Below are 14,207 nucleotides of genomic sequence, written 5' to 3' on the forward strand. Positions count from 1 at the left end.
AGTGACGAAAATATGCGGTCAGCGCGTTCGGACGGTGGCGCCCTCTGTGCCTAGCAGTACGGCGTTGGCCCAGTTGCCGCAAACCCGGGCGGGCTGGGCGCCGCGCGCACCCAGGGTCCGCAGGCTGAGTTGCGTCAGCCCGCGTACATCGATTTCCGGCTTGACGACGGCAGGTGCGCTTACCTGGCCGCTGTCGTACAGCAGGCGCTCGCCGCTCCAGACTTGGAACTGCAGGCCGCCGGCGCTACGGCAGCTGTCGTCCACGCCAAGGTCGGCGCGCAGCAGGTTCCAGTTGCCTTCCAGCTGCAGGTCGATGCGGCTGGAAGGACCGACGCCCAGGCCCTTGCGGAACCACAGGCCGTTCATGCGCATCTCCTTGCCTTTGCCGGCAGGGCGATCGCGTCCGACGCCTTTCGGCACCGGCAGGTCCGACAGGAAGCTTTGCTGTTCGGCGCCTTCCTTGGCACGGTGCTCGAGGATGCGGAAGGTGGACAGCACGATCGGCCCGACTTCGGCCGGCTGCATGGCATTGATTGCCTTGGCCGGCGCCTGCGCCGCGGCCGTGACCATCGGGTCGGTGGAAGCCGCACCTTCGCCATCCGGGTTCTGCGTGCTGAGCACACGGAAACGCAGCAGGCGGCCCGCGGTGGCAGGGAAGTTGATGGTTTGCGTTTCCTTCTGCAGCTTCAGGCGGCCGGTGAAGTTCGGCTTGCCCCATTCGCCGTTGGTGTCGGCGATGTAGATTTCGTAGTCGCGTACCTGGCCGTGCTTCCAGTGTTCGTCGCTGCGAGGGGCAATCTCGATACCGTCCACCAGGCGGCGCTCGGTGAAACCGATGGTCCATTCGTGCGCGCCGGTGCGGATCGACTGGTTGCGGGTGGTGCGGAACCAGGTGGTGGACTTTTCGTCGAAGGCGTTCTCCAGCGGGTGGCCGGATTCTTCTGCCGGGCGGTTCACCACCAGCAGCGCGTCCGGCGGCAGTGCGCGGCCCAGCTCCGGGGCTTGCGGGAAGCTGTCGTCCTGTGCCGCCAGCGTTTGCGCACCCTGCACGGTGATCTGCAGGGCTTGGCGGATGTCCTGCCTTGCCGTTTTCACGTACAAGGTGCCGCTACGGTCTTGCGGGTCGTAGAACCAGCCTTCCGCAGCGACGTCATATGCCGCGCGCTCGGCCAGCGCCGGCAAATGGCGTTTCGCCGCGACGACGGCCGCCGGGCGCTGGCGGGTCAGCATGCGCAGGGCGTAGCTGCGGCGCGCCTCCTGGCCCGCGTAGCTGCCTTCGACCGGGGCGATGTCGACGCTGACGGCGCCACCAGCTTCACGCATGCGCAGCACCTGCTGGCTGAACGCACCCTTCTGGTACTGGCGCGTATTGCCGTCATCCTCGTACAGGGTGAACGAGGACTCGCCGTGAGGATACAGGTCGAGCGTCAGCACATCCTTCGGCTTCTCGCCGTCGTACAGGACTTCGGGATACATCGGCAGGATCGCACCGGCGCGAACGAAGACCGGCAGCTTGTCGAGCGTGACCTGCAGGTCGAGATCGCGCCCCGCGGCACCGGCAGTGGCCTGGCGCCCATCCCAGTATTCGAACCACGTTCCTTGCGGCAGGTGGATCCCCTTGCGCCAGCCTTGCGACACCGCCTGGCTGCGATACACGGGCGCCACCAGCATGTCGCGGCCGAGCAGGAACTGGTACTTGTACGCTTCGGTGAAAGCGGCGGGGTCGGACGCATGATCCCACATCAGTCCCCGCACCAGCGGCGCGCCGGTCTGCTCGGTCTCGCGCGCCAGGGTGTACATGTAAGGCGTCAGGCGCAGCTTCAGTTTCAGGTAGCGGCGATTGATGCTGCGGTAAGGTTCATCGAACCACCACGGATGCTTGCGGGCGTTGGCCGACCAGCCCGACATTCCCATCAGCACCGGCGTGAACGCCTTCCACTGCAGGTCGCGGGTAAAAGTCTCTGGACTGCCGCCAAAGATCGCATCCACGTCGCCGGTGGCATAGGCTTGGCCGGACAGGCCGGAACCCACCAGCGTCGGCACGTGCCAGCGGATGTAATCCCAGCTCGCGCTCTGGTCGCCGGTCCACGCCACCGCATAGCGCTGCGTGCCGGCCCAGCCCATGACGGTCCAGATGAAGGGGCGGCTGTCGGAGTTATCCAGGATGCCGTCGTAGGCGGACTTGTTGGCATCGAGCGAGAACTGGTAACCCTTGCCGGTCCAGGCCACGTCCAGCTTCTGCACGCGGCTGCCGGCGGCACCGACTTCCCACTTGATCTTGTCGACGCCGTTCTCGGTCCAAAGACCGGTGCGGAAACCATACCTGGCCAGGCCCTGCACGGTTTCGGGCAGATTGGTGTAGCCGCAGCCGTAGCCGTCGTTCGGCAAGATCCAGCCGCCCGGCATATCGTTCTCGCGATACTTGCGCGCCACCGCATCGACAACGTCGGGCGTCTTGCCGCTCGGGCCATCGCTCCAGCCTTTCGGCACCGTGCCGGGCTTCTTCACGTTGTCGCCATCGTTGTAGCAATCGGCGTCGCCGTATTCCAGTGCCCAGCGCGGCAGCATGCGCGCGCGGCCGGTCCATTCGGTGTAGCGTGCCAGCACATCGCGCACGTCCTTGCCGACGAAGTAGAAGGCGTCGAAGCGCGGCTCTGCGTGCTGCAACGCCACCACATCGTGCTGGCGCAAATCGTAGCTGCCGTCCGACCAGGTGTTGCGCAGCATGCCCCAGCCGCGCGAGCTCATGAGGAAAGGCGCCGGGCTTGGCCGGTCACCCTCTTCCCAGCCGCCGGAATAGGACACGTCGAGCTGGCGGCCCTTGAATTCGAAACGTCCATTCTGCTGCCCGCCGCCGAAGAATCGCTCGGCCTTGTCGCTGGAAAGGGTCTGTACGCTGGCCTTGTCGCCCAGTTCCAGCGGCTGCACTTCGCGCCACAGCGGCACGGTTTCGCCCGCGCGGAACAAGGTGAATCGCACCGGATTGCGGTCGATGCGCAAGGTCAGCCTGGAGGTGCGCAGCAAAATGTGGTCAGGCTGTTCGCTTACGCTATGCTCGATGTGCGCGGCCGGCTTGCCAACCACGATAGCGGCAGCCTTGTCGCCGGCGTCGGTCAGCTTGCCCTTCGGGCCAGCCCAGATGCGCAGCACGTCGTCCTGCACCAGGCTGACACGCACGATGGCGCCGGATTCGGTTGCCAGGTCCCAGGACTGGCCCCCGGTCGTAGCGGAAGGCGCGGCGGTCATGCTGCGCAGCTTCCCGAGCGGGGCTGCCAGGGCGGCGCCGGTGGCCAGGGCCATGGCGGCAGCCGCGATGATGGTGCGGGTGAGTCTCTTCATAAGCCTGCCTAAGGTGCAAGTTTTCGTTTTAATGGACCTACTTTAGGAATAAAAGCAAAAAAGGTCAACAAAAAGAAAGAAAACCACGTTTTTAGGGTGAAATTCCGTGATTTTATCTTTCGTTTAATCGATATTGCAGCGCAACAGCTTTCACTTAGTAGCGTATTCGCAACGTAACATGCCGAATTGCGGCCCTTCGCGGCACGTTTCCGCACATTCCCAGCCGGATCATATCTTTCGCTTTACTTTCGTATTTGACTTTTCGAAATATACTATTTATGCTTTCAACCAATTTATAACCTTTCTTTTTTCGATGACTACCCTCCTCCAGCGTGACCCACAAGCCTGGCGCAGCATCAGCGGCCTCGATACCGCCGAAGAGATTGCGCAGCAGCCGGCCCTGTGGCGCGAACTGGGCGCCAGCCTGCAAGGCCGCGCCGCCGACGTTGCCGCCTTCCTGGGCGGCTGCCTGCACAATCCGCAGCAGCGCGTGATCCTGACCGGCGCCGGCAGCTCCTGCTATGTGGGCGAGATCGTCGCCGATGAATTGAACGCCGCCTGGCCCGCGCAAGTGCGCGCCGTGGCGAGCACCAGCTTGTTGACCCACCCGGAGCTGTATCTCGATCCGGATGCCCCGACCCTGCTGGTCTCGTTCGCCCGCAGCGGCAGCAGCCCGGAAAGCCTGGCTGCAGTGGAACTGGTGCGCGACATGGTGGCCGACGCACGCTTCCTGAATATCACCTGCAATCCGCAAGGCCAGTTGGCGCGCAAGGGAGACACCGACGCGCGCACATTCAACCTGCTGATGCCTGCCGCAAGCTGCGACCGCGGCTTCGCCATGACCAGCAGCTTCACCTGCATGCTGTTGGCCGCCCTGTGCGTACTGGGCAAGGGCGAATGGCAGGAACGCCTGGCAGCGCTGGCGCAAGCCGGCAGCGCCGCACTGCGCGACTGGGCCGCGCCGGTGGCCGCACTGGGCGCGCGAGCGGTGGAGCGCGTCGTGTACCTGGGCAGCGGCCCGCTGGAAGCGCTGGCCAAGGAATCGGCGCTGAAGATCCTGGAGCTGACCGGCGGCCGCGTGCTCGCCATGTCGAACACTGCGCTTGGCTTCCGCCACGGCCCGAAATCGGCGTTGAACCGGCAATCGCTGGTGGTGCTGTTCCACAGCAGCAAAGCGCTGTCGCGCCGCTACGAAGAAGACCTGCTGCAAGAGCTGCGCCGCGATGGCGTGGCCGGCTCGGTGGTCACCGTCGGCACCGATGCCGATATTTCGGTTGCCGCCCCCGTGCTGCCGGACGCCTGGCTGGCCCCTCTGTGGCTGCTGATGGCGCAGCAATACGCCCTGCACCGATCGGCTGCGCTGGGCCTCACACCCGACAATCCCTTCGCCGACGGCACCGTCAACCGGGTCGTGCAGGGCGTCACCATTTACCGCCATGACCAGTTCTGAGCAAACCGGCTACCACGGCATCGACATCGGCGGCACCAAGATCGAACTGGTGTCGTGGCTCGATGCCGGCGCAGAGCTGCAGGAAGTGTTCCGCGAACGCATTGCGACGCCCGGTACCGACTTCAATGAATTCGTCGCTGCGATCGCCGGCCTGGTTGCGCGCGGCGACGCGGCGCTCGGGCCGCAGGCATCTCCCGCAGCAGTCGGCATCGGCCTGCCCGGCGTGATCGACAGCGCCAGCGGGCGCCAGCTCAGCTCCAATGTGCCGGCCCTGAATGGCCGCCTGGTCGCCGCCGCGCTGCAGGATGCACTGGCGCGGCCGGTCATCATCGGCAACGACTGCCAGTGCTTCGCCCTGTCGGAAGCGCAAGGCGGCGCCGCAGCCGGCCTGCCTTCCATGTTCGGCGCCATCATCGGCACCGGCGCTGGAGGCGGCTACTGCGTTGAAGGACGCCTGCTGCGCGGCTTCAATGCCATCGCCGGCGAATGGGGCCACTGGACTGTGCCGGCGCCGCTGCTGGACCGCTACCAACTGCCGGTGCTCGACTGCCCTTGCGGCAAAAAGGGCTGCCTGGAACGCTATGTCTCCGGTCCCGGCCTGTCGAAGCTGCACGCCCACCTTGGCGGCGACGCTGCCGAGCCGTTGGCCATTGTCGCGCGCGCCAACCACGGCGACGCCCTGGCCGCGCAGGCATTGGCGATCCACCTCGACTTGCTGGGCCATGCGCTGGCCGGCCTGGTGCTGGCCTACGATCCGCACGCCATCGTGCTGGGCGGCGGGCTGTCCAAGCTGACGCACCTGTACCAGCAACTGCCGGCCGCCATGCGCCGCCACCTGTTCCGCGGCGTGCAAACGCCACCGGTGCTGCCGCCACGCTTCGGCGATGCCGGCGGTGCGCGCGGCGCCGCCCTGCTGGCGCGCCAACAAACCAAGTAAGACGACCATGAACCTGCCTGCCCAACATTCCCCAGTCCTGCAAATCGTCCAGGCGCACCGCGCCGGCGAAGCGGTCGGCCTGTACAGCGTTTGCTGCAGCCACCCCACGGTGCTGCGCGCCGCCATGCAGGTGGCCGCGCAATACGGCACGCCGCTGCTGGTGGAAGCCACCTCCAACCAGGTGGACCAGTTTGGCGGCTACACCGGCATGCGCCCGGCCGAGTTCCACGACTACGTGCATCGCCTGGCGCAGGAACAAGGCTTCCCGGCCGATCGCCTGGTGCTGGGCGGCGACCACCTCGGCCCTAACGCTTGGCAATCGCAGGACGCCGCCGCCGCGATGGCGCACGCCGAAGTGCTGATCGATGCCTACGTGTCGGCCGGTTTCCACAAGATCCACCTCGATTGCAGCATGCGCTGCGCCGACGACGAACCGGTGCTGAGCGACGAGACTGTCGCCGCGCGCGCGGTGCGCCTGGCTGCCATCGCCGAGCAGGCGGCGGCGCGCGCCGGCCTGCCGCCGCCGGTCTATGTGATCGGCACCGAGGTGCCGGTGCCGGGCGGCGAAGCCTCGCTGGAGCAGGCCCTTGCCGTCACCGCACCGCAGGCTGCCGCACGCACGCTGGAAGTGCACCGCCGCGCTTTCGCCGAGGCCGGCCTGGGCCATGCGTGGCAGCGCGTCATCGCCATGGTGGTGCAGCCGGGCGTCGATTTTGACCAGGCCAACGTGCAGCACTACAGCGCGGCGGCGGCCGTGGAATTATCGGGCTTCGTGGCCGGCCAGCCTGGCCTGGTGTTCGAAGCCCACTCCACCGACTACCAGCGCGAATCGGGCCTGCACGAAATGGTGCGCGACCACTACGCCATCCTCAAGGTCGGCCCGGCCGCCACCTTCGCCTTGCGTGAAGGCTTGCTGGCGCTATGCCTGATCGAAGAAGCCCTGCTGGGCCAGCAACAGACATCGCGCCTGATGGAGGTGCTGGACGAAGTCATGCTGGCCAAGCCGGGGCACTGGCAAAAGCATTACCTGGGCAGCGCCGCAGAGCAGCGCCTGATGCGCCGCTATGGCCTGTCGGATCGCTGCCGCTATTACTGGGGCGAGCCGGAAGTGGCCGCCGCTGTCAGCCGCTTGTTCGCCAACCTGGCCGGGCGCAGCATTCCGCTGCCTTTGCTGAGCCAATACCTGCCGCAGCAATTCCCGGCCGTGCTGCAGGGCGAGCTGGCCGCCGAGCCGCAAGCCCTGCTGGAACACAAGATCGGCCGCCTGCTGGCGCAGTATGCGCGCGCCTGCAGCGCCAACGCCGCAGCCGAGGACATGGCCGCCGCCATCTGTTAAGCTCGACGTTTTGACACCCAGCCACAGAAGACATGCGAAATACCAGCCAACGCCGCGAAACCATCCTGCAGGCGATCGTACAACATGGTTCGGTCCAGGTAGCCGACCTGGTGGACAAGCTTGGCGTCTCCGCCGTCACCATCCGCAGCGACCTCAGTGTGCTCGAATCCCAAGGCCTGGTACAGCGCAGCCACGGCGGCGCCCTGCTGGCGCGCACCCCGCCGACCGAACACACCATCCGCCAGAAGGACTCCCTGAACCAGGCGCAGAAAGAACAGATCGGCCTGCTGGCCGCGCGCATGGTGCAGCCGGGCGACAACGTGATCATCGACTCCGGCACCACCACCATCTCGCTGGCGCGCCACCTGCGCGACGCCAACGACGTGACGGTGCTGACCAATGGCCTGAACATTGCGTGGGAACTGGCCGATGCGCCGGGCGTGGACCTGATCCTGACCGGCGGCCGCCTGCGCAAGCAATCGCTGTCGCTGCAGGGCGCGCAGGCCGAAGCCTGCCTGTCCGCCTATAACTTCGACAAAGTGTTCCTCGGCGTCGACGGCTTTGACCTGCAGTTCGGCATCACCACCCACCACGAGGCCGAAGCAAACCTGAATCACAAGATGGTGGAGCGCGCCAAAAAGGTCATCGTGCTGACCGACGCTTCCAAGTTCGGCCGCGTGTCGCTGCACCGCATCGTGCAACTGGACCGCGTGCACACCGTCATCACCGACGCCAGCATCAGCGCCGAGTACCGCGAAGGGCTGGACAAGCGCGGCATTGAAGTGATCATCGCGGAATGACAATGCTGCAAGGTCGCATCCTCACTCCCGGCGGCTGGATCAACGGCAGTATCGCCTTCGACCAGCGCATCGCCGGCATTACCGAAGGCCCTGTCGGCGAAGGCTTGACCATCATCCCCGGCTTTGTCGACCTGCACGTGCACGGCGCTTCCGGCGTCGACATCATGGAAGGCGGCGACGCCGGCGCCGTGGTGGCACGCAGCCACGCGCGGCACGGCACCACCGCGCTGCTCGGCACCACGCTGACCGCCAAAGAGGATTCGATCCGCCACGCGCTGCAAGGCCTGGCCGGCGTCATCGCGCAGCGCCCGCGGCACGGCGCGCGCATGCTGGGCGTGCACCTGGAAGGCCCGTTCCTGAACCGCCGCCGCCTGGGCGCCCAGCCGCCCGACGTGGTGACCGGCAGCCGCGCCCTGGTGGAGAGCTACCACGCCATCGCGCCGATCCGCGTGCTGACCATGGCGCCCGAGGTGACGGGCCACCTGGAACTGATCCCGCACCTGAAGGACATGGGTATCCGCGTCCAGATCGGCCACAGCGCCGGCAGCTACGACGACGGCGTGGCAGCCATGCGCGCCGGCGCCGCCGGCTTCACCCACCTGTTCAACGGCATGAGCGGCATGAGCCACAAGGAACCGGGCATGGTGGACGTGGCCATGGCGCACGCCGAATATGCCGAAATCATCCCCGACCTGCTGCACGTTCACCCGGGCGCCATGCGCGCGGCGCTGCGCGCCATTCCGCGCCTGTACGGCGTGACCGACGCCACTTCCGCCACCGGCATGCCGGACGGCGAATACGCGCTCGGCACCCAGCGCGTGTTCAAGTGCATGGGCTGCGTGCGCCTCGCCACCGGTTCGCTGGCCGGCTCCGTATTGACCATGGACCAGGCGCTGCGCAACTTCGTCAGCCTGGGCATGGAAGTGGCGGAAGCTTCGCAGCGCCTGTCGCTGTTCCCTGCCGATTACCTGGGCGAGTCGCAGCGCGGCCGCCTGGCGCCGGGGGCTTGGGCCGACATCGTCGTGCTGGACCAGTCTCTACACCCCGTGGCCGTCTTCGTTGAAGGCGAGGCCATTCCACTCTCATAAAAATACCAGGAGATCCGATGCAGGCCTTATCCATGCGCTATTTATTGTTTATCGCCGGGATGGGCGGCCTGCTTTACGGGATCGACGTCGGCATCATTGCCGGCGCCCTGCCTTACCTTGAATCCACCGCTTCCGTCGCGTGGAAGCTGAGCGCGCAGCAACTGAGCTTCATTGTCGCTGCCGTGCTGCTTGGCTCCGTGCTGTCGTCCCTGTTCGCCGGCGCCATTGCCGACGCCATCGGCCGACGCTGGGCGATGGTGCTGGCCGGCGCCCTGTTCACCGTCAGCATTCCCCTGATCGCGCTGTCGGACGGCTACACCCCGCTGTTGCTGGGGCGCCTGCTGCAAGGCATCAGCGGCGGCTTGATTGGCGTGGTGGTGCCTTTATACCTGGCCGAATGCCTGCGCGCCGAGCAGCGCGGCCGCGGCGCCGCCCTGTTCCAGCTCCTGCTGACCATCGGCCTGGTGGCGGCGGCTGTGATCGGACTGGTGCAGGCGCAAAACGTGGAAGGCGCCACGCAAGCCGCGCAGGCCTTGCCCGAGGCCGCGCGCGCCGCCGCAGTCTTCGACGCCAAGGACCACGCCTGGCGCAGCATCTTCTGGATGTGCCTTGCGCCGGGACTGGTATTCACTTTCGGCAGCGTGCTGCTGGCTGAATCGCCGCGCTGGCTGGTGCAGCGTGGCCGCATCGAACCAGCCCGCGCTGCGCTGCTGCGCACCCGTGCCGCCGACGAAGCCGAGGCCGAACTGCGCGATATGCGGGCCGCTGCCGGCCTTGCCATGCGCGCCACCGTTTCCGGCGAACCCACCGAAGGCGATATCGCCGCGGCGCGCGGCGTGGTGGCCGGGCGCGGCCCCGTCTCCATCGTTCGCCACGCATCCGCTGGCGCCATGGCCGCCGACGACCGCCTGCTGAGCCGCCGCTACATGTTGCCCTTCCTCCTGGCCTGCCTGGTATTGGCCTGCACGCAGGCCACCGGCATCAACTCGGTGCTGGCCTACGTGGTCAACATCCTGAACCAGGCCGGCCTGCCGGGCGCCACCGCCAACGCGGCCGACGTCGGCCTCAAGCTGCTGAACGCCATCATGACGGTGGTGGCCGTGCTGCTGGTCGACCGCAAGGGCCGCAAATTCCTGCTGATGCTGGGCAGCGGCGGCATCGTGATCGCCCTGCTCGCCGCCGGCCTGCTGTTCCGCGGCGTGGAGAGCGAACAGCGCGACGTGAGCGCCGCCGTGGCCGCGCAAGCCAAACACGATACCCTGTCCTTGCGCCTTGACGCAAAAACCCTGAAGGCGCTTGGCGCATCGGCCGGCAGCGATGCAACGCCGCAGTTGCTGACCGTGTCCTACTCCTACGGCCCGTTTACCAACGTGCAAACACGCCGCAGCGACGACCCCGCCCTGGCGCCGATGGTGCTGTCGCGCGACGACACCGTGCAGCCGGACAGCGTGATCGGCGCCTTCTTCCGCCGCTTGCACCTGAACCCGTTCGCCGACCCGGCGGAAGGCCGCAACGCCCCGCTGAAAATCGAACAGGCGCAAATCGGCGCCCTGCCTTCGGTGGCGCATGGCTGGCATGTGACGCTGGCGATCTGCCTGTTCGTAGCCAGCTTCGCTGTTGGTCCCGGCGTGTGCGTGTGGCTCGCGCTGTCGGAACTGATGCCGACCCGCATCCGCTCCAACGGCATGAGCATTGCGCTGCTGGTCAACCAGTTCGTCTCCACCACGATTGCGGCCGTATTCCTGCCGACCGTCGGCCGGCATGGCTACGCCGCGATGTTCTTCTTCTGGGCCGGATGCACGGTGGTGTACTTCCTCGCAGCCGCCTTCCTGCTGCCGGAAACGAAAGGGAAGACGCTGGAGGAGATTGAAGCGCACTTCGCGCGCTAGCGCAGTGGCTGGATGCTTCCGCCGGCGATCGCGGCGGAAGCGGGAGTGAAAGCGCGAGCGGAAAAGTTACGGCTTGCCGTAGTTGGTCGAACGCGGGCCGTACAGGATGCCGTTGCCGCCACCGACCGACATCAGGCGGCCGCTGGCCACGCCTGCGATCGGGTAGGCTGCGTCGGTGCTGGTGTTGATGATCTGCTTGACCGCAGCCGCCACCAGGGCGCCAATCAGGCCGCCACCGGCATTGTTATTGTTTTGCTCCGCGCTGGAAGCGCTGGCCCTGCCGCTCCACAGCAGCGTGCCGGTTTTCAAATCCACCAGCTTGGCTTCCGCCGCCACCACCACTTCGCTGTTCAGCAGCGTGTAGACGGCGCCGTACTTGGACACGGTCACGTACAGGCCGGCATCGGCGCCAAAGATCTCGTGCAGCTTCTGCACGCTGACGTTGTGGACGTCGGCAGCGTTGGCCAGGCCGTTCTGCTTGAAGGTCTCATCCACCGCGGCCACCGGCAGCACATAGTAGCCGGCTTCGGCCAGCGGATAGCTCAGTTGCGACAGCATGCCGTAAGTCGCTTTGACTTCCGGCGAGTTGTTCAGCGGCGGCAGCACCACGATCGACTTCGGCTGGGCTGCCTTGAACGCGGTGTAGTCGTAGGGCTGTGCTGGGTGGTGGGCGCACCCCACGAAGAACAGCGCTGGCAGCAGGCACGCCGCCAGTTTCATGCATTTCTTGATCATTGAACGGCTTTCTTCGTATTCTTCAGCAAAAAGTCCATATACGCGGCGGATTCAGGGAACAGCATCTTCTCTGCCTCGAACTCGGCTGCCATCTGTTCCGGCTTGCCGGTCACCGAGTACAGCAGGCCCAGGTGGGCGTGATAACCAGGCGGCGGGATCATGCCTTGGGCGTTGATCTTCTGCAGGTCCTTTTCCAGCACCGCGATCTGCGCCTCCGGGCTCTCGCCCTTGAAGTACTGGTAAACCTGCGGCTGGTAGCTCTCCCACTGGTAGATCGTCGGCTGCCGGTGCTGGCAGCCGACCAGCGCTACGGCAACGCCGCAGGCCAGGGCAAGGCGGCGCATCATTGGCGCGCCTGGCGATTGAATGCGCCGGCTTCCATGCCGCCCACCAGCTTTTCCACCGCTTCGCGCATGGCCAGGTCCAGCACCTTGCCGTTCAGGGTCGAGTCGTAGCTGGCGGTGCCGCCAAAGCCCAGCACTTCGCGGTTGGACAGGCTGTATTCGCCTGCGCCGGCGGCGGAGTACACCACTTCCGAGGTAGCGATGTTGACCACGTTCAGGGTGACCTTGGCGTATGCCACCTGGGTCTTGCCGCGGCCTGCGATGCCGAACAACTGGTGGTCGCCCACTTCCTTGCGGCCGAATTCGGTGACGTCGCCGGTGACCACGAAGTCGGCGCCCTTGATGTTCTGGCCCTGCTTCTTGAACGCCGCTTCCTGCTGCAGTTCCTGCATATTGTCGCGGTCCAGCACATTGAAGCGGTTGGTCTGCTGCAGGTGCGAGATCAGGATGGTCTTGGCCTGGCTGCCGAGGCGGTCCACGCCGTCGGAGAACACGCCACGCATGAAGGAGGAGCGGTTGTCGAACTTGCCGACCGCCACCAGGGTGCGCGGGCCAGTGTAAGGACGCGCTGCGCTAGCGACTTTTTCCACCTGGATAGCCTGGTGGCTTTCGGTTGCGCAGCCAGCCAGGGCCGCGGCAGCGATGACGGATGCCAGAATCTTTTTCATATCAATAAGTTAATGAAGTTTTAATTTATGTATTATATAGTTCCTTCCGGCAATGCACAAATTTCGTTGCCAAAAAAGCCAGATATGACGAGCCGCGCGACAGACGTTGCACGCTGTTGGCAATTAGGTCACTATGGCGCTGCATCTGCAGCGCTGCGCGCACCGTGTCGATGTGGATTACGGTTGCGCAGCGGCGATCCACATCCCCAACGATCACATTAATGAATATTTCCGCCCTGCTGCTTACCACTGTCCTCGCCGCCTCGCCCAGCGATGGCATGTTTGAACCGGGCCTGGTGTCCGACAACGGCGCGTTCGGCTTGACGCTGTCGCCCGATGGCCGGCACGCACTGTGGGTGCAATCGGGCGGCGCGCGGACCAGGCTGGTGATCGTGGAAGCGCATAAGGTGGACGGCAAGTGGCAGAAGCCGGCACCGGTGCCATTCTCCGCCACCGACGGCTCGCGCGACATCGATCCGGCCTTCGCGCCGGACGGCAAATCGATCATCTTCCAGTCCAACCGCCCGGTGCCGGACCAGCCCGCCCGCAAAGGCTTCGACATCTACTCGGTAGCGCTGCAGGATGGCCGCTGGGGGCCGCTGCAGCACCTCGGCCACGACATCAACAGCGACGACTCCGAATCGTCCGGCTCGATTGCCGCGGACGGCACGATTTACTTCATGAAGAACGGTGCCGAAGGCAAATCGGACTTGTGGCGCTCGCGCCGCGTTGACGGCAAGTACGGCGCGCCCGAACGCCTGCCCGAACCGGTCAACACCGGCCCCTGGCGCGAATCGAATCCCTTCATCGCCGCCGACCAGAGCTACCTGCTGTACTTCTCCGACGTGCCGGGCGGCGCGGGCGACATGGACCTTTACATCAGCTTCAACGGCAAGCACGGTTGGAGTGTCCCGAAAAATATCGGCGCGCCATTCAACACCGCGCAAGCCGAATTCACGCCCTTCGTACACGACAACCGCCTCTACCTGGCGCGCCAGGCCAAGGACGGCGAGCGCTTCATCGAGAACATCTACTCCTATCCCTTCGACCAGGGCAGTTACCGTTAAACAGGACGCTGCCGACGCCGGGCTAAAAATAATTTGTGCATCGCACAAAACCTGTGATATACTGCGTTCCGTGGTGAGGGCACTCGAGAACTTCACCCTGTAGCACCAAACATTGGTCACAGGCCGGCACCTTGCAGATAGCATTGGCTGACCGCTTCGCACCGTGCAGATAGCACGGGCTGTAGCAGCGATTGAAATATTGGCATTACATTGAAACGAAGCCCGCAACAACGCGGGCTTTTTTTTCGCCCCTCGCCCTCCCAATCGCAAAGGAAAACACCATGGCAAAAGAAGAACTCATCGAAATGAATGGCGTGGTCACCGAGATCCTGCCGGAGCAACGCTTCCGCGTCGACCTGGACAATGGTCACAAGCTGATCGCGTATACCGGTGGCCGCATGAAGAAAAACTTCATCCGCATCATCGCCGGCGACAAGGTCACGCTGGAACTGTCCCCGTACGACCTGAACAAAGGCCGCATCGTCTTCCGCCACATCGAACAACGCGGCGCCCCCGGCCCACGTCCACAACAGCGCCGCCGCTAGGATCGACGG

Annotated in this window: 12 protein-coding genes; 8 read left to right on the plus strand and 4 right to left on the minus strand. The window is 65.5% G+C overall.

Annotated elements, in window-relative coordinates; all coding sequences use genetic code 11:
- Positions 1-18: 18 nt before the first annotated feature.
- Positions 19-3,339, minus strand: coding sequence for a TIM-barrel domain-containing protein (locus BM269_RS18110; protein WP_090439872.1), 3,321 nt, complete (start codon positions 3,337-3,339; stop codon positions 19-21).
- 313 nt (positions 3,340-3,652) lie between these two features.
- Here BM269_RS18110 and BM269_RS18115 point away from each other — a divergent pair, with 313 nt between their 5' ends.
- Genes BM269_RS18115 through BM269_RS18140 form a run of 6 tightly spaced genes read left to right on the plus strand, consistent with a single transcriptional unit; the run spans position 3,653 to position 10,839 of the window.
- Entirely contained in the window at positions 3,653-4,789 is a 1,137-nt protein-coding gene (locus tag BM269_RS18115) for an SIS domain-containing protein (protein ID WP_090439875.1), read from the plus strand.
- Positions 4,776-5,726, plus strand: a complete 951-nt coding sequence (locus BM269_RS18120) for an ROK family protein (protein ID WP_090439879.1) — start codon at positions 4,776-4,778, stop codon at positions 5,724-5,726. Before BM269_RS18115 ends, BM269_RS18120 begins: the two co-directional genes overlap by 14 nt.
- Positions 5,727-5,733: 7 nt before the next feature.
- Complete coding sequence (locus tag BM269_RS18125; protein WP_090440251.1) at positions 5,734-7,062, plus strand: D-tagatose-bisphosphate aldolase, class II, non-catalytic subunit; 1,329 nt, start codon at positions 5,734-5,736, stop codon at positions 7,060-7,062.
- 32 nt (positions 7,063-7,094) lie between these two features.
- A complete protein-coding gene (locus BM269_RS18130) occupies positions 7,095-7,862 on the plus strand; it encodes a DeoR family transcriptional regulator (RefSeq protein WP_090439882.1) in 768 nt (255 codons plus the stop codon).
- 2 nt (positions 7,863-7,864) lie between these two features.
- Positions 7,865-8,950 carry an N-acetylglucosamine-6-phosphate deacetylase gene (locus tag BM269_RS18135; RefSeq protein WP_090439885.1) on the plus strand — a complete coding sequence of 362 codons (1,086 nt, stop codon included), beginning with the start codon at positions 7,865-7,867 and terminating at the stop codon, positions 8,948-8,950.
- A 17-nt stretch (positions 8,951-8,967) separates the two neighbouring features.
- On the plus strand, positions 8,968-10,839 hold the full coding sequence (locus BM269_RS18140) for an MFS transporter (protein WP_229204697.1): 1,872 nt from the start codon (positions 8,968-8,970) through the stop codon (positions 10,837-10,839).
- A gap of 66 nt (positions 10,840-10,905) precedes the next feature.
- Here BM269_RS18140 and BM269_RS18145 read toward each other — a convergent pair whose 3' ends face one another.
- The 3 genes from BM269_RS18145 to BM269_RS18155 are packed head-to-tail and all read right to left on the minus strand — an operon-like array spanning position 10,906 to position 12,586.
- Positions 10,906-11,574 (minus strand): DUF799 domain-containing protein, encoded by a 669-nt coding sequence (locus tag BM269_RS18145; protein WP_090439888.1) that lies wholly within the window; start codon positions 11,572-11,574, stop codon positions 10,906-10,908.
- Entirely contained in the window at positions 11,571-11,921 is a 351-nt protein-coding gene (locus BM269_RS18150; protein WP_090439891.1) for a DUF4810 domain-containing protein, read from the minus strand. Before BM269_RS18150 ends, BM269_RS18145 begins: the two co-directional genes overlap by 4 nt.
- Entirely contained in the window at positions 11,918-12,586 is a 669-nt protein-coding gene (locus BM269_RS18155) for a CsgG/HfaB family protein (protein ID WP_090439894.1), read from the minus strand. The genes BM269_RS18150 and BM269_RS18155 overlap by 4 nt, the downstream gene beginning before the upstream one ends.
- Before the next feature lie 221 nt (positions 12,587-12,807).
- Here BM269_RS18155 and BM269_RS18160 point away from each other — a divergent pair, with 221 nt between their 5' ends.
- Together BM269_RS18160 and infA are read left to right on the plus strand one after the other, a co-directional pair.
- The gene (locus tag BM269_RS18160) at positions 12,808-13,653 is read left to right on the plus strand and encodes a TolB family protein (protein WP_170860415.1); all 846 of its coding nucleotides are present in this window, start codon (positions 12,808-12,810) and stop codon (positions 13,651-13,653) included.
- Positions 13,654-13,934: 281 nt separating this feature from the next.
- Positions 13,935-14,198, plus strand: coding sequence for a translation initiation factor IF-1 (gene infA / locus BM269_RS18165; protein WP_090439901.1), 264 nt, complete (start codon positions 13,935-13,937; stop codon positions 14,196-14,198).
- Positions 14,199-14,207: the final 9 nt, after the last annotated feature.

The organism is Duganella sp. CF458, assembly GCF_900113115.1.
Taxonomy (GTDB): Bacteria; Pseudomonadota; Gammaproteobacteria; order Burkholderiales; family Burkholderiaceae_D; genus Rugamonas.

Bases quoted from the DNA above. Each gene is read 5' to 3' on its own strand.
- BM269_RS18110 (WP_090439872.1), bottom strand. From the start codon at position 3,339: ATGAAGAGACTCACCCGCACCATCATCGCGGCTGCCGCCATGGCCCTG.
- BM269_RS18115 (WP_090439875.1), top strand. From the start codon at position 3,653: ATGACTACCCTCCTCCAGCGTGACCCACAAGCCTGGCGCAGCATCAGC.
- BM269_RS18150 (WP_090439891.1), bottom strand. From the start codon at position 11,921: ATGATGCGCCGCCTTGCCCTGGCCTGCGGCGTTGCCGTAGCGCTGGTC.
- BM269_RS18140 (WP_229204697.1), top strand. From the start codon at position 8,968: ATGCAGGCCTTATCCATGCGCTATTTATTGTTTATCGCCGGGATGGGC.
- infA (WP_090439901.1), top strand. From the start codon at position 13,935: ATGGCAAAAGAAGAACTCATCGAAATGAATGGCGTGGTCACCGAGATC.
- BM269_RS18130 (WP_090439882.1), top strand. From the start codon at position 7,095: ATGCGAAATACCAGCCAACGCCGCGAAACCATCCTGCAGGCGATCGTA.
- BM269_RS18155 (WP_090439894.1), bottom strand. From the start codon at position 12,586: ATGAAAAAGATTCTGGCATCCGTCATCGCTGCCGCGGCCCTGGCTGGC.
- BM269_RS18125 (WP_090440251.1), top strand. From the start codon at position 5,734: ATGAACCTGCCTGCCCAACATTCCCCAGTCCTGCAAATCGTCCAGGCG.
- BM269_RS18135 (WP_090439885.1), top strand. From the start codon at position 7,865: ATGCTGCAAGGTCGCATCCTCACTCCCGGCGGCTGGATCAACGGCAGT.
- BM269_RS18160 (WP_170860415.1), top strand. From the start codon at position 12,808: ATGAATATTTCCGCCCTGCTGCTTACCACTGTCCTCGCCGCCTCGCCC.
- BM269_RS18120 (WP_090439879.1), top strand. From the start codon at position 4,776: ATGACCAGTTCTGAGCAAACCGGCTACCACGGCATCGACATCGGCGGC.
- BM269_RS18145 (WP_090439888.1), bottom strand. From the start codon at position 11,574: ATGATCAAGAAATGCATGAAACTGGCGGCGTGCCTGCTGCCAGCGCTG.